The sequence below is a fragment of the Mesorhizobium sp. AR10 genome, from assembly GCF_024746795.1.
GTDB lineage: Bacteria > Pseudomonadota > Alphaproteobacteria > Rhizobiales > Rhizobiaceae > Mesorhizobium.
The window spans coordinates 1,767,803-1,788,146 of record NZ_CP080524.1 but is presented as its reverse complement, the minus strand read 5'-3'; the positions used below and the strand labels follow the sequence as shown (position 1 = coordinate 1,788,146).

Here is a 20,344-nt window from a genome sequence, read left to right as displayed (position 1 = left end):
ACCGTAAGGTCGCTCAGCACAAACCTGCCTGCTTGAGCACGCGATAGGCCTGCAGCACATCGCGGAACCGGTCTTCCGAACCTCTGTCGCCACCATTCGCATCCGGATGATGGCGCTTCACCAGTTCCTTATACCGCGCCTTGATATCCTTGCCAGTCGCCTTTGTATCAAGGCCAAGCGTTTCCAGCGCCTTGGCCTCAAGCGGCTTGGCCTTGCGCTCGCGCGCCTCGCGCGGGTCCTTCGGACCTTTGAACAGGTCGAACGGGTCGCGCATGCGGTTATAATAGCCGGCACGGCCGGAGCGCTGCTGGGCGAAATCGGGTGAGGACCGCGTCGAAGCGCCGTTGACGCCCATCTTCCATGTCGGCCGGTGGCCAGTCATCGCTTCCTTCTGGAAGCGGGCGATCTCGGTATCGGGGACACCGGAGAAATAGTTGAAGCCCTTGTTGTACTCGCGCACATGGTCGAAGCAGAACTGAAAATACTCGCCTTCCTTCATGCGCCCGACCGGCGCACGATGAGTGCCGGCCTCCTTGCAGCCGTCCCACTGGCAGATCGGCGAGCGCGACTTGAGCTCCGCATCCTTGTCGGGGCGGACCCGAATCTTCTCGAAATATTTGGGATACGGTTTCATCTCACCCATTTATGGGCTGTTCGCTACTGCGAAACAAGAATTGACATTTTCACGATGATCGCCCTAACCGCTGAATCGCGGCATAAAACCGGCGAATGGCGAATTTAATGGCGGCAGCCATAGATGTGGGGCGGAGAAGCGACGATGTCCATACAGGCAACGATGGAAGACAAGCTGAACAAGGCGTTTTCGCCGGAGCGGCTGGTTATCGTCAATGAAAGCCATCTTCATGCCGGCCATCACCACCACGGCTCCGACCATCACGGTGCCTATGACGGCACGGGCGAGACGCATTTCCGTGTCCGCATCGTCTCGCCAACCTTTGCCGGCATGAGCCGCATCGACCGCCACCGTGCCGTCAACGAGCTTCTGGCGGACGAGTTGAAGGCCGGCGTGCATGCGCTGGCGATCGAGCCGGCGGCACCGGGCGAAAAGACACGCTGGTGAAGCGGCGTTAGGCTTCGCCGGCCGGCTTGATCCGCAGCTTTGCGATGCGGTTCTTGTCGCGCTTCATGACGGTGAAGCGCTTGCCATGAAAGGTGAAAGCCTGCTTCTCCTCCGGGATCGACTGCGTCTCGTGGATGACGAGGCCGGCAATGGTGGTGGCTTCCTCGTCCGGCAGGTTCCAGTCGAGCGCCCGGTTCAGGTCGCGGATCGGCACGTTGCCGTCAACGACTATGGAACCGTCGGCCTCCTGCTTGACGCCCTGGATCTCGACATCGTGCTCGTCGGCGATCTCGCCGACGATCTCCTCGATGATATCCTCCAGCGTTACCAGCCCTTCGACCTCGCCATATTCGTCGACGACAATGGCGAAATGCGCCTTGCGGCGCAGAAAGGCGTTGAGCTGTTCCTGCAGCGTCGTGGTGTCGGGCACGAACCAAGGCTTTGAGGCGATCTTCATCACGTCGATCTTGGAAAAATCATTGCCGACATCGTTCAGCGCGCGCAGCAGGTCCTTGGCGTGCAGCACGCCGACGATGTTGTCGAGCGAGCCCTTCCAAAGGGGCATGCGCGTGTGCGGGCTCTGCAGGATTTCGCGCACCACCGTTTCCGACGCATTATCGGCATTGACCGAACGCATATTGGTGCGGTGGACCATGATGTCGGACACTTCGAGCTCTTCGAGATCGAACAACCCGCCGATGCGGTCGCGATCCTCGCGCACCACCTGGCCGTCACGGCGAAAATCATCGACGGCGCCGCGCAATTCGTCATGCGCCGACCGCTGCGGCTCGATGGGCAGCAACTCGTAGCCGAACAAGGCGAGAAAACGTGCACGAAACCCAAGGACCAGCAGACCGAGGGCGGCAAGCACGGCAGCGACGATCCAGCCGGCTTCGTTCATCCCCGGCCTTCCCCCAAACCCGAACGGTTCCCTTTTAGGCCTCGATGGTTCTCTTTCAGGAAGGACAAGACTTCCGACGCCGGCACGTCCCTGGCGATGAAAGACTGGCCGATGCCGCGCGTCAGGATAAAGGTTAGCGCGCCGCGCGACACCTTCTTGTCCTGGGTGATGAACGAGAACAGCGCCTCGGCATCGGGCAGCTCACCTGGGATATCGGCCATCCGCCATGGCAGGCCGACGGCGCGAAGATGCGTCTCGACACGCGCCGCATCGTCGGGGCTCGCCAGGTTGAGCCTGGACGAAAAGCGATATGCCAGCGCCATTCCGATCGCGACGCCCTCGCCATGGACGAGGCGGGTGCCGTCATATTGCGTCGCGGCCTCCAGCGCATGGCCAAAGGTGTGACCAAGATTGAGCAGCGCACGGTCGCCGGTCTCGAATTCGTCACGCGCCACGACATCGGCCTTGGCGCGGCAGGCTTCGGCGATCGCCTGCGCTCGCTCCGGACCGCCGGCAAACACTTGGCTCCAGTTCTCCTCCAGCCAGGCGAAAAAGTCCGGGCGGTCGATCAGCCCATATTTGGCAAGCTCGGCATAGCCGGCGCGAAATTCCCGGATCGGCAGTGTGTCGAGCACCTCGGTGTCGGCCAGCACCAACTTCGGTTGATGGAAGACGCCAACGAGGTTCTTGCCGCGCGCACTGTTGATGCCGGTCTTGCCGCCGACCGAGGAATCGACCTGCGCCAGCAGCGAGGTCGGTATCTGCACGAAATTCATGCCGCGGCGCACGATGCCGGCGGCAAAACCGGCAAGGTCGCCGATGACGCCGCCGCCAAGCGCGATGACGACATCGCCGCGCTCCAGACGGGCGGCGAGCACACCGTCGACCACCTCCTCGAGATGCGCAAAGCTCTTGGTCTTTTCGCCGGCCGGCAGCGTGATGACGGCAGGCTGGATGCCACCCTTTTCGAGACCGGCCTTCAGCGTTTCGAGGTGTGCTGCGGCGACGTTGTCGTCGGTGACCACCGCTGCCCGCGTGCCCGGCAGGCGGCGCGAAATCTCGACGCCGGCGCGCGACAGCAGGCCTGCGCCGATCAGGATGTCATAGGCGCGGTCGCCAAGCCCGACCTCGACGGTGACTGCATCGGCGCTCACGACCGCGCCTCGCCCAGCGTAGTGGCCGCTGGAAGACCGAAATGTCCGTAAAGCGCCTCGACAACTTCGGCCGCAATGACCTCCTTGCGATCGTCGCGGGTCGGCACGGTGACATTTGCCTCGGCGTAGATCGGATAACGCTCGGCCATCAGCCGCTCGAGCACGGCGCGGGGATCGGAACTTTTCAGCAGCGGCCGGTTCTGCTTCTTGGAAACCCGTTCCATCAACAGGTCGATCTCGGCCTTCAGCCATACCGACACGCCATGGCTCGTGATCGCCTCACGCGTCTGCGCATTCATGAAGGCGCCGCCGCCGGTCGACAGCACCTGCGGGCCGTTTTCCAGCACGCGCAGGATGACGCGCTGCTCCAGCGCCCGGAACTCCGTCTCGCCATAGCGCTCGAACAGTTCAGGCACGGTCATGCGCGACACGCTTTCGATCTCCTGGTCGCTGTCGATGAAGGGCAGTGCCAGCATTGCCGCCACCTTGCGGCCGACCGCCGTCTTGCCGGCGCCCATCAGTCCGACAAACACGACGGAACGGTTGCCCAACCGGTCGAGCAGTGCGGCATGGCTCTCGCCGGGAGGATTTGCTGGTAGCGCGTTCATACGAGCCCTCTTTGCCGGCGTATCGACATCAAAAGCCTGTTTGCGTCAAGCATGGCGCCCTTCGCAGGTCCCGGAAAAGTGTTGCGCGGTTTTCCGGTTGGGACCTGCGTCGAACAAACCCTTCGTCCTTGAATTGGCCGGATTGACGTCTCATAAGGGCACAGGGTTTGGAAACGCAAAACACGAAGACGGGCGAGATTGATGCCGACACTGTTTCGCTTTGTCGTGACGCTCACGATTCTCGCTGGCATTGCCTATGGTACGATGTTCGCGCTGGCGATGTTCGTCGAGCCGAAAAAGGCCGAGATGAGCGTTCGCATCCCTCCGGAAAAGCTGAACCCCAAGAAGAACTGACCCAAAAGAAAAACTGTCCCCAAGAAAATGAACAGCGCCGCCCGCATCGAAGCCTTTCTCGAAATGATGAGCGCCGAGCGCGGTGCCGCTGAAAACACGCTTTCCTCCTATCGTCGCGACCTCGAGGATGCCTCGAGTGAGATCCGCGGTGGCCTTGCCGCTGCTGCCGCCGCCGATATCCGCGCCTATCTCGACGACATCGCCGCCCGCGGCTTTGCCGCCACCTCGCAGGCGCGAAAACTGTCGGCGATCCGCCAGTTCTTCAAATTCCTTTATGCCGAAGGCCTACGCAGCGACGACCCGACCGGCACGCTGGACAGCCCGAAGAAGGGCCGGCCGCTGCCGAAGACGATGAGCGAGGCCGATACCGGCCGGCTGATCGACCGCGCCGCACTGGAGGCAATGGATGCCTCGTTGGGTAATAGTGACAATCTGGCGGCGCTGCGCCTGCATGCACTTGTCGAGGTGCTCTACGCCACCGGCTTGCGCGTTTCCGAACTGGTCGGCCTGCTGGTGACCGTGGCCCAGCGCGATGACCGCTTCTTCATGGTACGCGGCAAGGGCGACAAGGAACGCATGGTGCCGCTCTCGATCAAGGCGCGCACGGCGATGCGGGCATGGCTCACCGCCCGGGCAACGGTGCCGGCTTTTGCAGACAGCCCGTTCCTGTTTCCAGCAGCCTCCGACAGCGGCTATCTCTCCAGGCAGGTCTTTGCCCGCGACCTGAAGGGCCTCGCTGCCAGGGCCGGCATCGCCGCGGCCAAAATATCGCCGCACGTGCTGCGCCATGCTTTTGCCAGCCATCTCTTGCAGAACGGCGCAGATCTCAGGGCCGTGCAGCAACTGCTTGGCCATGCCGACATCTCGACGACGCAGATTTACACGCATGTGCTGGAGGAGCGGTTGGTGCGGCTGGTCAACGATCATCACCCGCTTGCCGACTAGGCCTCATATCGTTATGTGAGAACGACGTTCCACCGCGCGGAGCCTATGATTTCAGGGTTCCGCCAGTCATTGCCTTCCGACGTATCGGTCCGCTCAAGAATGTACAATTACCTCGATTTCGAAAAGCCGGTGCAGGATCTCGAAGGCAAGATCCTCGAACTGAAGAAGCTTGCCGAGAATGGCGAGGCCGTCGATGTCGGCGACGAGATCAGCCGTCTTGAGAAACGCTCGCGCGACGCGCTGCGCGAGGCCTACAAGGCGCTGACTCCGTGGCAGAAGGTGCAGGTGGCGCGCCATCCCGACAGGCCGCACTGTGTCGACTACATCAAGGGCCTGTTCAACGATTTCACGCCGCTCGCCGGCGACCGCAATTTCGGCGAGGACCAGGCGATCGTCGGCGGCTTTGCCCGTTTCCGCGGCGAACCGGTGGCGATCATTGGCCAGGAGAAGGGCTCGGACACGACCAGCCGGCTCAAGCATAATTTCGGTTCGGTGCGGCCGGAGGGCTACCGGAAGGCGGTGCGGCTGATGGAACTCGCCGACCGCTTCAATATCCCGCTGCTGACGCTGGTCGACACCGCCGGCGCCTATCCCGGCGTCGGCGCCGAGGAGCGCGGCCAGGCGGAAGCCATTGCCCGCTCGACCTCGGCCTGCCTCGGCCTGAAAGTGCCGTCGATCTCGGTGGTCATCGGCGAAGGCGGCTCTGGCGGCGCCATAGCTATCGCCACCGCCAACCGTGTCTACATGCTTGAACACGCCATCTATTCGGTGATCTCGCCGGAGGGCGCTGCCTCGATCCTGTGGCGCGACACCACCCGTTCGAAGGACGCGGCGACCAACATGAAGATCACCGCCCAGGATCTTCTGGAACTGAAGATCATCGATGCCATCATTCCCGAGCCGCTCGGTGGCGCCCATCGTGGCGCCGAAACGGTGATTGCCGCCACCGGCGACCTCATTGCCAAGACGATGAAGGAGTTTTCCGGCGCCAATACCGATTTTCGCGAACATCGGCGCGAAAAGTACCTGGCGATGGGCCGCAGCCTTTGATTTCAGGGGTTCCCACGCGGCAATGTGGCGACTTGGAGCAATTTCGCCACAAAAATGCCGCTGCATTCGGCTCAATGAAATTGCCGTAAGGGGAAGCGTCCAACGCTTGCGGTAAGGAATTTTCAAGGTTAACGGGCTTAGGCTCCTTCAATGTTCAGCGTGCGGCCCGGCGATGCCCAAGCCTGTGGCTCCGAGAGAAAAGACATAGTCGTACCCATGTTTGCCAAGTTTGCCCGCACTGGACTACTGATCGCCGCGCTCGGCGTCGCCGGCTGCACCGATTCCTCGATGAAGGATTTTGCCCCGGAGGCCAACAAGCCGCTGCCGGACAAGATCCTGGCCGATATGAAGGCCAAGGGCATGGTCCGCACCTCGTCGGTGATGGCCCGCATCTTCAAGGAAGAAGGCAAGCTCGAAATCTGGAAGGCCAAGACAAGCGGCCGCTACGACCTGGTCGCCAGCTACGATATCTGCAAATGGTCGGGCAAGCTCGGGCCTAAATTCACCGAAGGCGACCGCCAGGCGCCGGAAGGTTTTTATACGGTCCGCCCGCAACAGATGAATCCGCGGTCGAACTATCATTTGTCCTTCAACATCGGCTATCCGAACGCCTATGACCGCGCCAACGGCCGCACCGGTTCCAATCTGATGGTTCACGGCGCCTGTTCGTCGTCGGGCTGCTATTCGATGACCGACGCGCAGATCGAGCAGATCTATGCCTTCGGCCGCGACGCCTTCCAGGGCGGACAGACCGAATTCCAGATCCAGGCCTTTCCGTTCCGCATGACGGCCGCCAACATGGCGCGCTATCGCAACGATCCGAACTACGATTTCTGGAAGATGCTGAAGGTCGGCTACGACAATTTCGAGATCACCAAGGTGCCGCCGAAGGTCGATGTCTGCGAGAAGCGCTATGTCTTCAACCAGGTGGCCCCGGAAGGTACGGCTTTCAATCCGACCGGCCTTTGCCCTTCCACCACGCAACCGGATTCGCTGAAGAGCGCCTACAATGCCTACCAGAGCAGCTATGACGCGGCGTTCACCGGCGCGGTCAAGGCCTCCGTGCCGGCGCCCAAGCCGACCATCGCCGGCATCAAGGAAGCCAGCATCGTTTCCGACTGGTCGAAGCGTCGCGCCCGTGGTGAACGCGTGCCGATCGACCCGCCGTCGCTCAACGCCGACGGCTCGGTAATGGAGACGGCGCGTATGGGCCGCATCGATTCGCCGGCCGGCCGCAAGATGGCTGCGCTCGACGCGGAGAAAGCGGCCAAGCGCAAGGCCGAGGAACAGAGGCTTGCCGCCATCGAGGCCGCGAAAGCCGCCAAGGAGGCCGCCAAGGCCCAGGCATTGGCCGAAGCGGAAGCCGCCAAGCAGGCTGCCCAGCAGCCGGTCACCACCGCGGGCGTAGAGGCGGCCGAGCCGGTAGCCGAAACGCAGGCCGCGAGCGCCGACGAAGGTAGGGTGACGAAGCTGAAGAAGAAGCTTCTCGGCATGTTCGGCGGCTGAGGTTTGGACCTTGGCCGAGCACACCTATGATCTCAAGGGGCTGAACTGCCCGCTTCCAGTCCTCAAGGCCAAGAAGCGGCTGGCGACGATGCAGCCGGGCAGCCGGCTATGGTTAGAGACCACTGATCCGCTCGCCGTCATCGACATTCCGGCTTTCTGCTCCGACGACGGCCACCAATTGATTGAAACGGCAGCGGTACCCGGCGGCCACCGCTTTCTGGTCGAACGCGGCGAACTGCAAGCTTAGACCATGATCCCGAACCGAAGGTCCGCGTTAGCGAAAAGTGGAAACCGGTTTTTGCTTCGCTGACCTTCGGTTCGGAAAAGATCATGGTCAAACAAAAAGATAGAGCCGCCCCATCCCGCTTCCATCGGGATGGAACAGGCTCTAGGATCAACGGCCGGCGATGGCCAGCGGGTTGTTTTCCAGCGCCGCGCGGTCCGGCGTGTCGATCGACGGCCGGTTGGTGAAGGCGGCAAACAGCCGGCGGACATAGTCTTCCGGTATATCAAGCGTGATCAGCACCAGCCTTGTACCGCGTTGGCCGTCCGGCCAGGACGGCAGCTGCGCCGGCGGATGCAGGATCTTCTGCACACCGTGGACGACGAGTGGCCGCGACGGGTCTTCTTGCAACTCGATGACGCCCTTCATGCGCAGCAGCCGCTCGCCATGCGCCGAGCGCAACAGGTCGAGGAACATCTCGATCGCCGAAAACGGCACCGGCCCGTCATGGACGAGCGAATAGGAGCGCACGCGGGAATCGTGACGACGACCATCATGGTCGTGGTCATGATCGCCATGGTGATGATCGTGGTCATGAGCGGCTTCTTCACCTAGCCAGCGCCGCACGTCGGCGGATTTGGTCGCCGGATTGTAGAGGCCACAATCGAACAGCGCCGCCACGCCGGTCAGACTGTCGCCGGCATCGAGCACCGCGGCACCCGGATTGATCAGCCGCAACCGGGCCCGCAACGCCTCGACATCGCCGGGATCGGTAGCCAGATCGGCCTTGGTCAGCACGATGCGGTCGGCGACGGCCACCTGCTTCACCGCCTCGACATGGGCATCGAGCGTCGCATTGCCGTTGACCGCGTCGACCAGCGTGATGACGCCGTCAAGCCGGAAGGCCTGGACCAGCGCCGGATGCGCCATGATCGACTGCAGCACCGGCGCCGGATCGGCAAGGCCGGTGGTCTCGACGACGACGCGGGCAAGCCGGGCGATGCGGCCGGTCTGCAGCCGGTCGACGAGGTCGGCCAGCGTGTCGACCAGTTCGCCGCGCACCGTGCAGCAGAGACAGCCGTCGGAAAGCTGGATGATGCCGTCGGAGGCCTGCTCGACCAGCAGATGGTCGATCGCCACCTCACCGAATTCGTTGATGATGACCGCGGTGTCGACGAGGGCGGGATCCTTCAGCAGCCGGTTGAGCAGCGTCGTCTTGCCGGCGCCGAGGAAACCGGTGAGCACCGAGACGGGAATGGGAAAATTCGCCACCTAGTTCGCTACCTTGACCGGCTGATCGCCTTGCGCGGCCTTGATGCCGGCAGGCGCCGTCGGATCGCCACCAGCCGGCGGCGGCACGTCGGGCCGCCAGGTCGGGATCGGCACGTCGGCATATTCCTGGCCGGCCTGGTCGATCATGGCCTTCGGCGTTGGTCCGGTGGCGCCGCCGAGGCCGACGACGACCAGCGTCGGCACATGGTCAAGCTTTTGCTGATAGGGCGATTTGGGCACGTCCTTGCCGGGGGGCGGTGCGGCCTCCGACTGCTCCTGCGGCGCCTTCTTTTTGCAGATCTCGTCACGCAAGTCGTTGGGCGAAATGGTGTCGCCGTAGGCAGGCAGCGCGGCGATGGCCGAACCGGCAGCGGGCGTGTCAAAACCCTGGTCAAGCAGTTTCGCCGCGGTCTCGGCCCGGGTGACAGCCGATTTTTCGCCGAGCACCACGGCGACCAGCGTGCGCCCGTCGCGCGTTGCCGAGCCGATCATGTTGAAGCCCGAGGGGCAGACGAAGCCCGTCTTCATGCCGTCGGCGCCCGGATAGCGACCGATCAGCAAATTGTAATTCGAGATCGCCTTCTTGCCGACGGCGAGACCTTCGATCGAGAACCAGGGGGCGTATTGCGGAAATTCATGGCGGATCGCCATCACCAGCAGGGCAAGGTCGCGCGCCGTCGTATACTGGTCCGGCGAATAGAGCCCGTTCGGATTGACGTAGTGCGTGCCGGTCATGCCGAGCCGGCGCGCCTCGGTGTTCATGCGATCGGCGAACGCGGCTTGCGAGCCGCCGATATTCTCGCCGACGGCCATGGCGATGTCGTTGGCCGATTTGACCAGCATCATCTTCAGCGCATTGTCGAGCCGCATGACCGAGCCCGGCTTGAAGCCCATCTTGCTCGGCGGCTCGCCGGCGGAATGTTTCGTCACCTTGATCGGCGAATCGAGCTGGACCTCACCGGCCGCAATGGCGCGGAAGGTCACATAAGCGGTCATCAGCTTGGTCAGCGAAGCCGGATACCAGCGCTTGAAGGCATCCTGATGCTGGAGGATCTTGCCGCTCGTCAGGTCGAACAGGATCGTCGGATTGGCGAGGGCCGGTCCGGCCAACCCAGACAGCGCCACAGCGCCTGCCAGCAATAGTTTGAGGAAATGCCTGTGCCGCATGATGGAATCCGAAATCGCCTCTTGCCGTAGTCGCCCCTGGCTCCGTAAGATTTGATTACGGGATCGCCAGCCTAATGGGATCCGACCCTCAGTCCCCGGACCACATTGTTTGCGGTGCTATTTACCCTATGTGACGCCAAGATGGCAAAGCGCCTGACAATCACAATTGCAAAGCAGCAGGCCGAACCGTCTGCTCCAACAGCGAGATGGAACCATTATGCCGATTCTGAACCGCGCCGCCGAAATGCAGGATGAGGTTGCCGGCTGGCGCCGCCATCTGCATCAGACGCCAGAGCTGAATTTCGACGTCTTCCAGACCGCCGCCTTCGTCACCGAGAAGCTGAAGGCTTTCGGCTGCGACGACGTGGTGACGGGCCTCGGCAAGACCGGCGTCGTCGGCATCATCCACGGCCGCAAGGGCGCGGGCGCGACAATCGGCCTGCGCGCCGACATGGACGCGCTGCCGATCAACGAAATCACCGGCAAACCTTACGCCTCGACCGTTGCCGGCAAGATGCACGCCTGCGGCCATGACGGTCACACGGCAATGCTGCTGGGTGCCACCAAATATCTGACGGAGACGCGCAATTTTGCCGGCTCCGTGGCGGTGATCTTCCAGCCGGCCGAAGAAGGCGGCGGCGGCGGCAACGAGATGGTCAAGGACGGCATGATGGAGCGTTTCGACATCTCCAAGGTGTTCGGCATGCACAATATGCCGGGCCTGCCGGTCGGCCAGTTTGCCATCAGGCCGGGCCCGATCATGGCGGCGACCGCCGAGTTCACCATCACCGTCAAAGGCAAGGGCGGCCATGCGGCGATGCCGCACGGCACGATCGACCCGATCGTCATCACCAGCCAGCTTGTCGGCGCACTGCAGACGATTGCCTCGCGCAGCACCGATCCGGTCGAGGCCGTGGTGGTGTCGGTGACGAAATTCCACGCCGGCGACGCCTACAACGTCATTCCCGAGACCGCCGAGATCGCCGGCACGGTGCGCACGCTGAAGAAGGAGATCGCCAGGAAGGCGGAGGAGCGCATCCGTGCCATTTGCGCGGGAATAGCCACCGCTTTCGGTGCGACCATAGAGGTCGACTATGACGCCAACTATCCGGTGACCTTCAACCATGCGGAAGAAACCGTCTTTGCCGGCGATGTCGCGGCTGATGTCGCCGGCGACGCCCAGGTGCACCGCGCCATCCAGCCGGTGATGGGCGGCGAGGATTTCTCCTACATGCTGGAGGCGCGGCCAGGCGCGTTCATCTTCATCGGCAACGGCGATACGGCTGGTCTCCACCACCCGGCCTACGACTTCAACGACGAGGTCATCCCGCACGGCATGAGCTATTGGGTGAAGCTTGCGGAAACGGCGCTGGCCGCTTAGCGCCGGTGGCGTGCGCGAGATCCGGGCACGCCAGTATCGATCTGATGTGAAGACCACAGCACGGCCCGAAAACAACCGGATGATTGCGTGCCGACCGCCTCTTGGCGAAATGATCCGAAGCGGTTATGTGTCGGGCCGCGTGGTCCCGTAGCTCAGTAGGATAGAGCGGCAGATTCCTAATCTGTAGGTCACAGGTTCGATTCCTGTCGGGATCACCACGTTTTCAAGGACTTAGCGAGAAACCACCGTACCTTTTCTACGAGATTTTTGCGAAATTAGTACGGCAAATTTCGTAGACCTTCAGACTTCGGGCACGCCTGCCCCCTGGGACCAAAGGACCTAAATCCGCTGCGAAGCGGGGCCATTGGATGCCCAATAAGGTTGGCATCGGTGTTCCCAATCATCCTTGCCCGTCTTTCTGACGCACGGAATTAAGGGCGGCAGCCGGCTCAGCCTCGACGTCTGCTGGTCACCGCAGATTCAAATCATGGAGGCGCAACCACTGATACCGAGATTCACTTAGTGGTGGGCATCGGAATGGAGAATTCGTCTCGAAGCGAAACGGCACGATAATCCTGGTCCACAACAATCCCGCTCGATACCCCCAAGCATGTTGGATCAGATGTTCGACGCCTCGATCTAAATACAAAGTCAATGGCTTACGAGTTTCCCCACCGGTGCAACGGTAGTGAGCAGATGCAATTGTCGCGCGACGGCATTGTTTGGGGCAAGACATGCGCCCTTCTCTGCCCCACAATGCAGCGTCGATTTTGCGCCACTGCACCCTTTGACGAACCTGCAGGCCGCGGTGCGGAAACGTCGGATCGCACATTGCGGCGGCGCATTGGATTTGCGAGCACCACCCTTGTGTTGCCGGCACTACCGCCGCCGCTTACACATCTCAAAGCCCCGGAATGGCTCCCGTTTTCGCAAACGAAAACAATGTGCAGACAACAATTTACCGAGCAAAGCGAGGTGCGAGCGGAAGCTCACTCTTTCACGCCTCTCCATCGGGTCAGCGATCGAACTCCAGGCGCGTTCGTCGTCGCGCCGCCCGACTAGCCCGCTGTCCAGGAAAAGAACGGAAAGACCTTGTTCGGCAAGCCGTCGGCCTATTACTCCGCCGCCCATGCCGGCTCCGACAACGATGACGTCCCAGTCTCTGTTGGCGATTTCGGATATCAACGCCCGTTCCGTAATGCTGTCGTGATGGCTGCCAAGGCACTTTGTGAAGCTCCGCTTCCGAGCCTCTTGGACAATGTTTCGCGGGCATTTGGTGGTGGAAGCTGCTCTCGAATATCTCCATTCGTATACAGTTCTTGAAACGATACCTATACTGAACGGTGGGTTTGTTCGACCCGTGGCATAAGGGGCACGCTCCCGTCTCAAAACACCAACGGCGTTGAGGCTATCAAGGCGAATGCTGACGCGAATTCGAAACCGCAGCTCTGCACTTTTCTTCCTATTGGCTTCTGCATACGGGTTGTCGCGCTGCAGTGCGCCGGCGCCGCTCGACGAGGTTGCCGTTGACGCTCTTTATGCATCGCCACTCGCTCGACCTGCCGGCGCGATGAGCGTCTTCCATCTGGGCCACAGCCTTGTTGGCCGGGATATGCCGGCGATGCTGCAGCAGCTGGCGGACGACGGTCATCGGTATGAAAGCCAGCTCGGATGGGGAACGACGTTGAAAGCGCATTGGGGGGACGCGCCCATCAACGGCTCCGAGACGGAAAACGCCCACCCGCGTTATCGGGCCGCAGACGAAGCTGCCGAGAGCGGCGAGTATGACGCTTTCGTCATGACTGAGATGGTCGAGATTCGTGATGCCATCAAATACTACGATAGCTGGGACTACGTCAGCCGATGGGCCCGGCGCGCCTGGGGAGGCAACGCCGCGACACGCGTCTACCTGTATGAAACATGGCATGCAATCGACAGCCCCGAGGGATGGCTCGAACGCCTTGATCTGGACCTTTCCAGGTATTGGGAAAATGAGATCCTGCGGCGTGCGCTGGCCGTGAGAGGAATGGAGCAACCCATCTACGTCATTCCAGCGGGGCAGGTTCTGGCGCGGTTCGTCCGAACTGTCGAGGCGCGCGCGGGTGTTGACGGGCTTGCAAGCAAGGAGGACCTTTTTGCGTTGAACGAGAATGGCGAGCAGGACATGATCCACCTCAACGACATCGGCGCCTATCTCGTCGCGCTGACCCACTACGCCGTGCTCTACCACCGCAGCCCGGTCGGGCTCCCCCACCAACTCCGGCTGGCCGACGGGAGCATGGCCGACCCACCTGGCCAGAACGCCGCACGTCTTATGCAAGAGGTGGTCTGGCAAGTCGTAACGACCTATCCTAAGACTGGATTGAAACAGTATGCCGGGACGGAGCCCATATCTGATTGACTAAGTGCGTCGTTGTCGGGATAGCTATCTCGGTATTCAGCCTCGTGGTCTTCGCGAAAATTTCGCGAGGGCAGGATGATCCGGTCGCTGAGCAGACGCCCATCAGCGCGCAAAGCGTTGGTCGAGAGAATACGGTTGGAGCGCTTCGCGGTCTGTCCAGCCCACCTCTTGGCATGGGGCTGAATGGTATAGTGGACTGGTCCTCGGAACAGCCGTTCATCGACATCATGAAAACTGCGCGCCCATGGACGGGCCACCTTCCGCACCAGTGGGGCGGCTGGAACCTGGAGGATTTCGCCTCGCGCGGTTATCTCGATAAGGACGGATGGCTGACTTCGATTCCAAAGGATCTCGAGGGCGTTTCGACTCTCATCCTTACCGACCTGCCGCCGGAGGCGGTTTCTGTCAACGGGCGTTATCGCATGACCTACAAAGGCCAGGGCGCGATGCGCATAGAAGGCCGCGCCAGACATGTAAGACGCGAAGGCGACGCGATCTGGTTCGAGGCCGTTGCAGGGCCTGGCAATCTGGTAATTACGATCACCAGCACGGATCCGCACGGCACCGGCGACTACATTCGCGACATCGAGATCGTAAAAGAAGAAAACATCCCTCTGCATGAGGTCGGAGCCAAATTCAATCCGGACTGGATCAAACGAATCGAAGACCTGCGGGTTCTTCGCTTCATGGAGTGGATGGGTACCAACGACTCGACCGCCTCCGAGTGGAGCGAGCGTCCTCAGGTAAACGATTATACTTACGCGCAGATCGGAGCGCCGGTGGAGATCATGGTCGCGCTGGCCAACCAGATCGGCGCCGATCCCTGGTTCACGCTTCCGCATATGGCAACCGACGAGTACATGCGCCGCTTCGCCGAATATGTCCGCGACAATCTCGACCCAACACTGAAAGCGCACGTCGAATATTCAAACGAAGTCTGGAACTGGCAATTCCAGCAAGCGCATTGGGCGGAAGCTCAGGCACTGAAAAGATGGAAGCAAGATTCGAAGTGGGTCGAGTTCTACGGCATGCGTGCCGCACAAATGGCGCAGATTTGGGACGAGGTTTTCGGCGAGCAGGTGGATGATCGCCTGGTTAAGATCATTTCCACGCAGACGGGATGGATCGGTCTCGAGGAGGCGGTTCTCACCACGCCGCTTTGGGTCGCGGAGGATCCCGCCCGCAATCGTCCGGCCGCAAGCTATTTCGATTCCTATGCGGTGACCGGCTATTTCGCCGGCAGTCTTGGCAATGATTCAAAGGCGCCGATTGTCAAAAAATGGATCGAGGATAGTCGAGCGGCCGCGGTGGCGGGCTCGGAAAGGCAGAACCTTACGGGAACGGCGCGCGACGCTTATGTCGAAGAGCACGCATATGACGGAGCGGTGGCTCTTGCCGCGCGGGAACTTCGCGACGGCTCGGTCACCGGCGACAAACAGGATACGGTCGGCGAACTGATCGCAACGATCTTTTCCTACCACCGCGAGGTGGCGCGCAAACACGGTCTTGATCTCATTATGTATGAGGGGGGCACGCATGTCGTCGCCCTCGGCGCTTGGGTTGATGACCCCGTACTGACGCCGTTCTTCATTCATCTCAACTATACGGCCGAGATGGGCGCGCTATATCAAACACTTCTTGAGGGCTGGAAGGGCGCTGGAGGCACCCTCTTCAACGCCTTTGTCGACGTGTCCGCTCCAAGCAAATGGGGGAGTTGGGGCGCCCTGAGGCATCTGAGCGACGAAAATCCGCGTTGGGACGCGCTTGCAGCATTCAATGGAGGGACGCCCGGCTGGTGGGAATCGCGCCACCCCGAAACCTTTCTCCACGGCGTGACGATAAGAGCCGCTCCCGGCGAAAAAAGGATTGAAGGGACAACGAAGGCAGACATCCTGATCGGCAGCAACGGCGACGATCTGCTGGTGGGAGGCGGTGGTTCGGATAGACTGAACGGCGGATCGGGCGATGACGCAGCCGTCCTGCCTGGCCATTCGTCCAACTATGTGTTCGACCGCCAAGGGGAAATGCTCACGGCCACGGCCGGTCACGCGGTTACGACGCTCTACAGTGTGGAAACGTTGCTATTTTCGGATGAGCCCGACCGACGCTTGCCAACCGTCGAGTTGCGTTAGCGTGACTGTGCAACACCGCGATCCGCTTTTAGCAGATGGTTGTTGCCCCAAGATCGTCGGCCGCACACCGAAAAGTGCTCGCGCCGGCGCCAATATAATCGCTTGATTTCGTTGGCGAAGTGAATAGCAGTTGAGCTATAGACGTAGCCGCGGCCAGTTAAACACGAAGTAGACAGAGGCATTTTTCGCATGTCGGGAATTCAATTTGCGGTCGCGTGTGAAAAACCGAAGGCCTTAGAGCGTTTTGCGTCTTCATCGGCGGTTCTTTCCATTCTGATTGTCGGCCAAGTCTGTTTTGCCTCGCAGGCGCTGGCCGCCGAGCGTTCCTTGAACGTCCGTGTCATCGAGTCCGGTCACAGCCTGACGGACCCTATCCCCCCCATGCTGACGCGGATGGTCGAGGCGGCCGGGGGCAGCAGTGTTGTCGTGGCTCAGTCGACAACTCCCGGAAGCCCGATGGAATGGCGATGGGAGCACAGCACGCAGGCCCCCGACGCGCGGATTGATATCGCTGACTATGAGATTCTCGTAACGACCGAACGCGTGCCCCTCTCAAACACCATGCCGTGGCACGACTCGGAGAAAGCGGCGCTTCGCTGGTTCGTACACGCCTGGACCAACGGAAATGGCGGCAGGGGTGCCGAGACGGTGCTCTATGCGACATGGGTGGGCATCGACAGCGGCCCGGAAGCCCAGAACCCCTACAATGATCCGGAGGCCCATATTCCGTGGCCAGAACGCCTGCCGCTCGAGATCGATCGCTGGGAAAAGATCGCCGACTATGTGAACGCAAACAGGCCGGCCGGGTCAGCGCCTATGCGCATAATTCCTGGCCCCCAGATCATGGCGGCGATCCATGATGCCCTTGCAGACGGTTCGGCTCCCGGCTTGACCAACATTTCCGACCTGTTCAGCGATAATATCCACATCAACGATTTGGGCGCATATGCGATATCGTTGGCTCATTTTGCCGTCGTCTATGGTCGCGACCCGCGCGACCTGCCGGCAAATCTCGGTCAACCTGAGCCGCCGAGCCAGGCCCTTGCCGATTGGTTGCAGGAGCTTGTTTGGACGACTGTCACGTCCTACGAGCGATCGGGTGTGACAGGAGCGCGCTGAGACGAAAGTCTCGCGGTCGCCTTCCGACTATTTGTATTCGATGATCGACTGCTTTCTTCCGGTCAGTCTGCACATGTGGAGTTTCAAGCCCCCTATCGTTCGGGGAATTTTCCCAGGACGGAATAGAACGCCGCGCTCCAGCTTGGCCCGCTGTGCACACCCTCCCGCAGGGCAAGCCTCAAGACGTTCAGCGGGGGCTGCCCACTGACAGGGGGATAGCCAGGCCCCAAATAATCGCGCGGTGAAATTGGCGCTGCCATATTCGGCGCGGAGAATGGCGATGAAGCCAGGAGACCTCAGCGAAAGCATGCCCGGCGCGGAGCTTGCGTCGCCACCACTGCGTAAATCGGCTGATGTTCGCATCATGCCAGGTCATTCCTCGTCAAGCCGCCAGATGCCCGGTCTCCCTGACGCAGGCGAACGCATAACTCCGGTTCTTCACCGGCGATCAGGTCGGATCTGAACCCGCCTACCTCGCGAAAGCTCTCGACGCGCACCATGAAGTCGCCGCCGCATTCGGTGATTGCTCCTGTCGGTCCGTCCCATTCCGGGTCGCAAAGCGCATTGTAGACGGACCTCTCCGGGTATCGTTCGCGACGCCGGCCACAGACCAGCGCGACATCCGGATGCGTTGCGAGAAAACCGCGTGCGGTCTCGATCCAATTCTCCCGCAGGCTACAATCCCCATCCAGGAATTGTAGCAGCGTTGTTGCCGGATGCGCTTCCAGGAGCGCTTCGACACCGGCATTGCGCGCGCGGCCGTAAAAGGAATGTCGGTGGCCAGCGCTACGACGCTGGCACCCAGCTCCCGCGCAGCTTCCACACTGCCGTCCGTGGAGCCAGAGTCCACATAGACTGCGTGCTCCACGAGAGAGCCGAGAGAGCCGAGCGAGTCGGTCAGACGCCCGCCCTCATTGCGCCCGATGACGACAAATCCGACCTGATCGGTCGACGGGTCGCCTTGGTCGGTTTGTTTGGATGGCGTCATGGCCTACCGAAAAAAAAGTTGTGTCGAACAAAATCGCGCAGCAGGTGCGGTGGGTCCTCGTTCTTTCGCCCCGTCAAAATCTGGCGAACGCGCCATCCCATGTATCCGGCGATCCAGGCCAGATTTGCCATAAAGGCATAGCGTCTGCCGTGGTTCTTGGTGAAGTAGCGCTTGCGCGATTCGAACCAGTAGCTAGGACGGCGCGCCTTCTTGCCTTCACGTCGACTCACGCCGGTTGACTGGCCCACAAAGTGAATGACCCGGCTCTGCGGAACATGCCAGCACTGCCAGTTCGCCCGCGCGGCGCGCAGGCAGAAGTCAAGTTCCTCGTAATAGAGGAAATATTCCTCATCCATGAGGCCCACCGCCTCGAACACATCGCGCCGCACAAGCATGCAGGCGCCTGAGACCCAGCCCACGCGGGAGGGCTCTTCCGGCAGGTCGGGTGGTACTACGCGCCACCGGCTGAGAAGATTGGACACTAGGCCGGTCTTGATCTCGGCCTCGAACTCGCTGGCGACTGAAAGAAAGCGGAACGCGCAGGCTTGAGGTGTTCCGTCCGGGTCTTCCAGCCGGCTTCCGGCAATGCCTATGGCAGGATCGGTCTTTAGAAATTCGAGCAGGCGGGCGACGGCCCCAGGGCGCGCCACGGTGTCCGGGTTGAGTAACAGATAGAATTCTGGCTTCCCGTAGGTCGACCCTATGGCTTCGATGCCGCGGTTGTTTGCGTAGGCGAACCCACCATTGATCGCGAGCGGCAGCAACGAAATCCGTCGCTGCAAATCCCGCGTTTCGATCTCGGCCGTAAGCACTGGGACCGAATCGTCCCCAGACGCACCGTCCACCACCATGATATGTGTGTCGGCCGGCAATGTCGGGTCATCGAGAAGCGCAGCCAGGCACTCGATCGTAAGATCGGCCGTCCGGTAATTCACCACGATGATCGCCAGTTCCACGATTTTGGGTCTCCGAATTACGCGACTCTCAAGTGTGCCCAAGGCGACCTGTCGATATAGACTCAACTCTCATAGGAGAACTCGTACTTTTGGTACAGCGCGTGCATAGCCGAGCTTCAGGTGTTCTTGGGGATCAGAGTGTGTGCGTAAACCACAAAAAAATGTCTCCTATTTGGGACGTGAGACGCCTTCGCTAATGCCGCGGCTGGTTCAATTTGCTTCACTGTGACGTGGTGGGCGATGATCTGTATCGTGTCCGGACGGCTCATCTGGTTGTGGTAAGCGAACCTGGCGGGTAGACTCAGTGAAAAGGACAACCTATGGTGTCTAGTCTGGTATCGAATGATTAAGCAAACAGAGTTGGCCGGGGTGGTAATTGTGACGCCTCGGCTGTTCGAAGACCATCGAGGCGGTTTCTCTGAAACCTACAATGCCCGAACGATGTCAGCCGCCGGAATAGTGTTCGTGCAGGACAATCAATCGATGTCCCGGCAAGCCGGAACGATCCGCGGCCTTCACTTTCAGTCACCACCGCACGCGCAGGCTGAAGCTCATGCGCGTCGTGCGAGGGCGCGCGCTCGACGTGGCGGTGGATATCCGGGCCGGCTCTCTGACGTTTGGAAGGTCGATCAGCGTGGAACTCTCCGCCGCCAACAGACAACAGGTGTTCATACCGGCCGGGTTCCTGCATGGATTTATCACGTTCGAGGACGACACGGAGGTCTTCTACAAAATGCACGGACTACTACGAGCCGGACTGTGACCGAGGCGTGCGGTTCAACGATCCGGATCTGGGGATAGAGTGGGGAATCACGCCGGAGGCGGCAATCCTGTCCGAAAAAGACAGCCGGGCGCCTCTTCTGACGGATATACAGAATCCGTTCGCATGGGGGACGACAAAGTTAAGCTGCTTGTGACCGGTGGAGCCGGCTTCATTGGCTCGGCTGTGGTTCGAGGCTGAACGCGAGGTATCGATGAAAGCCATCAACGAACCGAAAGCGAGCCAATGGTAGGCTAAGCCGGTTCCGACACCGGAAATTAGAATTATCAACCCATCGGCCGCCGCGGCGATGTAAGAGACGGCACGCAAACTGATGTTCAAGTCG

19 protein-coding genes, 1 tRNA gene and 1 pseudogene are annotated in these 20,344 nt (G+C 61.1%); 14 read left to right on the top strand and 7 right to left on the bottom strand.

What is annotated here, in order from left to right; all coding sequences use genetic code 11:
- Positions 1-13: 13 nt before the first annotated feature.
- Positions 14-643 carry a J domain-containing protein gene (locus LHFGNBLO_RS12145; RefSeq protein ID WP_258607396.1) on the bottom strand — a complete coding sequence of 210 codons (630 nt, stop codon included), beginning with the start codon at positions 641-643 and terminating at the stop codon, positions 14-16.
- Between the two features lie 135 nt (positions 644-778).
- Here LHFGNBLO_RS12145 and LHFGNBLO_RS12140 point away from each other — a divergent pair, with 135 nt between their 5' ends.
- Positions 779-1,081 carry a BolA family protein gene (locus LHFGNBLO_RS12140; protein WP_258607394.1) on the top strand — a complete coding sequence of 101 codons (303 nt, stop codon included), beginning with the start codon at positions 779-781 and terminating at the stop codon, positions 1,079-1,081.
- A 7-nt stretch (positions 1,082-1,088) separates the two neighbouring features.
- Here the strand turns inward: LHFGNBLO_RS12140 and LHFGNBLO_RS12135 are convergent, their stop codons facing one another.
- The 3 genes from LHFGNBLO_RS12135 to LHFGNBLO_RS12125 are packed head-to-tail and all read right to left on the bottom strand — an operon-like array spanning position 1,089 to position 3,744.
- On the bottom strand, positions 1,089-1,982 hold the full coding sequence (locus LHFGNBLO_RS12135) for an HlyC/CorC family transporter (RefSeq protein ID WP_258607392.1): 894 nt from the start codon (positions 1,980-1,982) through the stop codon (positions 1,089-1,091).
- Complete coding sequence (gene aroB, locus LHFGNBLO_RS12130) at positions 1,979-3,136, bottom strand: 3-dehydroquinate synthase (RefSeq protein WP_258607390.1); 1,158 nt, start codon at positions 3,134-3,136, stop codon at positions 1,979-1,981. The genes LHFGNBLO_RS12135 and aroB overlap by 4 nt, the downstream gene beginning before the upstream one ends.
- Positions 3,133-3,744, bottom strand: coding sequence for a shikimate kinase (locus LHFGNBLO_RS12125; protein ID WP_258607381.1), 612 nt, complete (start codon positions 3,742-3,744; stop codon positions 3,133-3,135). Before LHFGNBLO_RS12125 ends, aroB begins: the two co-directional genes overlap by 4 nt.
- 201 nt (positions 3,745-3,945) lie before the next feature.
- Here LHFGNBLO_RS12125 and LHFGNBLO_RS12120 point away from each other — a divergent pair, with 201 nt between their 5' ends.
- From LHFGNBLO_RS12120 to LHFGNBLO_RS12100, 5 genes are all read left to right on the top strand, one after another.
- The gene (locus LHFGNBLO_RS12120) at positions 3,946-4,098 is read left to right on the top strand and encodes a histidine kinase (RefSeq protein ID WP_126058048.1); all 153 of its coding nucleotides are present in this window, start codon (positions 3,946-3,948) and stop codon (positions 4,096-4,098) included.
- 27 nt (positions 4,099-4,125) lie between these two features.
- Positions 4,126-5,043, top strand: a complete 918-nt coding sequence (locus LHFGNBLO_RS12115) for a site-specific tyrosine recombinase XerD (protein ID WP_258607366.1) — start codon at positions 4,126-4,128, stop codon at positions 5,041-5,043.
- 99 nt (positions 5,044-5,142) lie between these two features.
- Positions 5,143-6,093, top strand: coding sequence for an acetyl-CoA carboxylase carboxyltransferase subunit alpha (locus LHFGNBLO_RS12110; protein WP_258607364.1), 951 nt, complete (start codon positions 5,143-5,145; stop codon positions 6,091-6,093).
- A 216-nt stretch (positions 6,094-6,309) separates the two neighbouring features.
- A complete protein-coding gene (locus LHFGNBLO_RS12105) occupies positions 6,310-7,599 on the top strand; it encodes a L,D-transpeptidase family protein (protein ID WP_258607353.1) in 1,290 nt (429 codons plus the stop codon).
- A 10-nt stretch (positions 7,600-7,609) separates the two neighbouring features.
- Positions 7,610-7,846 carry a sulfurtransferase TusA family protein gene (locus LHFGNBLO_RS12100; RefSeq protein ID WP_258607351.1) on the top strand — a complete coding sequence of 79 codons (237 nt, stop codon included), beginning with the start codon at positions 7,610-7,612 and terminating at the stop codon, positions 7,844-7,846.
- A gap of 147 nt (positions 7,847-7,993) precedes the next feature.
- Here LHFGNBLO_RS12100 and LHFGNBLO_RS12095 read toward each other — a convergent pair whose 3' ends face one another.
- Both LHFGNBLO_RS12095 and LHFGNBLO_RS12090 read right to left on the bottom strand, forming a co-directional pair.
- A complete protein-coding gene (locus LHFGNBLO_RS12095) occupies positions 7,994-9,094 on the bottom strand; it encodes a CobW family GTP-binding protein (RefSeq protein ID WP_258607341.1) in 1,101 nt (366 codons plus the stop codon).
- Complete coding sequence (locus LHFGNBLO_RS12090; RefSeq protein WP_258607332.1) at positions 9,095-10,261, bottom strand: D-alanyl-D-alanine carboxypeptidase family protein; 1,167 nt, start codon at positions 10,259-10,261, stop codon at positions 9,095-9,097. It lies immediately after the preceding gene.
- Positions 10,262-10,478: 217 nt separating this feature from the next.
- On the opposite strand from LHFGNBLO_RS12090, the gene LHFGNBLO_RS12085 reads away from it, so the two are divergent.
- The 5 genes from LHFGNBLO_RS12085 to LHFGNBLO_RS12065 all read left to right on the top strand — a co-directional run bounded on the left by LHFGNBLO_RS12085 (position 10,479) and on the right by LHFGNBLO_RS12065 (position 17,294).
- The gene (locus LHFGNBLO_RS12085) at positions 10,479-11,642 is read left to right on the top strand and encodes a M20 aminoacylase family protein (protein WP_258607330.1); all 1,164 of its coding nucleotides are present in this window, start codon (positions 10,479-10,481) and stop codon (positions 11,640-11,642) included.
- Between the two features lie 141 nt (positions 11,643-11,783).
- Positions 11,784-11,860, top strand: a tRNA-Arg gene (locus LHFGNBLO_RS12080).
- A gap of 1,202 nt (positions 11,861-13,062) precedes the next feature.
- Entirely contained in the window at positions 13,063-14,043 is a 981-nt protein-coding gene (locus tag LHFGNBLO_RS12075; protein WP_258607328.1) for a hypothetical protein, read from the top strand.
- Positions 14,040-16,175: a hypothetical protein gene (locus LHFGNBLO_RS12070; RefSeq protein ID WP_258607326.1), complete on the top strand. Its 2,136-nt coding sequence runs from the start codon at positions 14,040-14,042 to the stop codon at positions 16,173-16,175. The genes LHFGNBLO_RS12075 and LHFGNBLO_RS12070 overlap by 4 nt, the downstream gene beginning before the upstream one ends.
- Before the next feature lie 189 nt (positions 16,176-16,364).
- Positions 16,365-17,294, top strand: coding sequence for a hypothetical protein (locus LHFGNBLO_RS12065; protein WP_258607324.1), 930 nt, complete (start codon positions 16,365-16,367; stop codon positions 17,292-17,294).
- A 984-nt stretch (positions 17,295-18,278) separates the two neighbouring features.
- Here LHFGNBLO_RS12065 and LHFGNBLO_RS12060 read toward each other — a convergent pair.
- On the bottom strand, positions 18,279-19,238 hold the full coding sequence (locus tag LHFGNBLO_RS12060) for a glycosyltransferase family 2 protein (RefSeq protein ID WP_258607322.1): 960 nt from the start codon (positions 19,236-19,238) through the stop codon (positions 18,279-18,281).
- Between the two features lie 342 nt (positions 19,239-19,580).
- Here LHFGNBLO_RS12060 and LHFGNBLO_RS33650 point away from each other — a divergent pair.
- The 3 genes and pseudogenes from LHFGNBLO_RS33650 to LHFGNBLO_RS33640 all read left to right on the top strand — a co-directional run.
- Positions 19,581-19,724, top strand: a pseudogene (locus tag LHFGNBLO_RS33650) (dTDP-4-dehydrorhamnose 3,5-epimerase family protein); the annotation flags it as partial.
- 67 nt (positions 19,725-19,791) lie between these two features.
- On the top strand, positions 19,792-20,001 hold the full coding sequence (locus tag LHFGNBLO_RS33645; protein WP_413774679.1) for a dTDP-4-dehydrorhamnose 3,5-epimerase family protein: 210 nt from the start codon (positions 19,792-19,794) through the stop codon (positions 19,999-20,001).
- Entirely contained in the window at positions 19,928-20,155 is a 228-nt protein-coding gene (locus tag LHFGNBLO_RS33640) for a dTDP-4-dehydrorhamnose 3,5-epimerase family protein (protein ID WP_413774678.1), read from the top strand. Before LHFGNBLO_RS33645 ends, LHFGNBLO_RS33640 begins: the two co-directional genes overlap by 74 nt.
- Positions 20,156-20,344 lie beyond the last annotated feature (189 nt).

Excerpts from the sequence above, each read along its gene's own strand:
- LHFGNBLO_RS12135 (WP_258607392.1), bottom strand. The coding sequence starts at position 1,982 with ATGAACGAAGCCGGCTGGATCGTCGCTGCCGTGCTTGCCGCCCTCGGT.
- LHFGNBLO_RS33645 (WP_413774679.1), top strand. The coding sequence starts at position 19,792 with ATGCGCGTCGTGCGAGGGCGCGCGCTCGACGTGGCGGTGGATATCCGG.
- LHFGNBLO_RS12065 (WP_258607324.1), top strand. The coding sequence starts at position 16,365 with ATGTCGGGAATTCAATTTGCGGTCGCGTGTGAAAAACCGAAGGCCTTA.
- LHFGNBLO_RS12115 (WP_258607366.1), top strand. The coding sequence starts at position 4,126 with ATGAACAGCGCCGCCCGCATCGAAGCCTTTCTCGAAATGATGAGCGCC.
- LHFGNBLO_RS12075 (WP_258607328.1), top strand. The coding sequence starts at position 13,063 with ATGCTGACGCGAATTCGAAACCGCAGCTCTGCACTTTTCTTCCTATTG.
- LHFGNBLO_RS12105 (WP_258607353.1), top strand. The coding sequence starts at position 6,310 with ATGTTTGCCAAGTTTGCCCGCACTGGACTACTGATCGCCGCGCTCGGC.
- LHFGNBLO_RS12090 (WP_258607332.1), bottom strand. The coding sequence starts at position 10,261 with ATGCGGCACAGGCATTTCCTCAAACTATTGCTGGCAGGCGCTGTGGCG.
- LHFGNBLO_RS12110 (WP_258607364.1), top strand. The coding sequence starts at position 5,143 with ATGTACAATTACCTCGATTTCGAAAAGCCGGTGCAGGATCTCGAAGGC.
- LHFGNBLO_RS33640 (WP_413774678.1), top strand. The coding sequence starts at position 19,928 with ATGGATTTATCACGTTCGAGGACGACACGGAGGTCTTCTACAAAATGC.
- LHFGNBLO_RS12085 (WP_258607330.1), top strand. The coding sequence starts at position 10,479 with ATGCCGATTCTGAACCGCGCCGCCGAAATGCAGGATGAGGTTGCCGGC.
- LHFGNBLO_RS12125 (WP_258607381.1), bottom strand. The coding sequence starts at position 3,744 with ATGAACGCGCTACCAGCAAATCCTCCCGGCGAGAGCCATGCCGCACTG.
- LHFGNBLO_RS12120 (WP_126058048.1), top strand. The coding sequence starts at position 3,946 with ATGCCGACACTGTTTCGCTTTGTCGTGACGCTCACGATTCTCGCTGGC.
- LHFGNBLO_RS12140 (WP_258607394.1), top strand. The coding sequence starts at position 779 with ATGTCCATACAGGCAACGATGGAAGACAAGCTGAACAAGGCGTTTTCG.
- LHFGNBLO_RS12145 (WP_258607396.1), bottom strand. The coding sequence starts at position 643 with ATGGGTGAGATGAAACCGTATCCCAAATATTTCGAGAAGATTCGGGTC.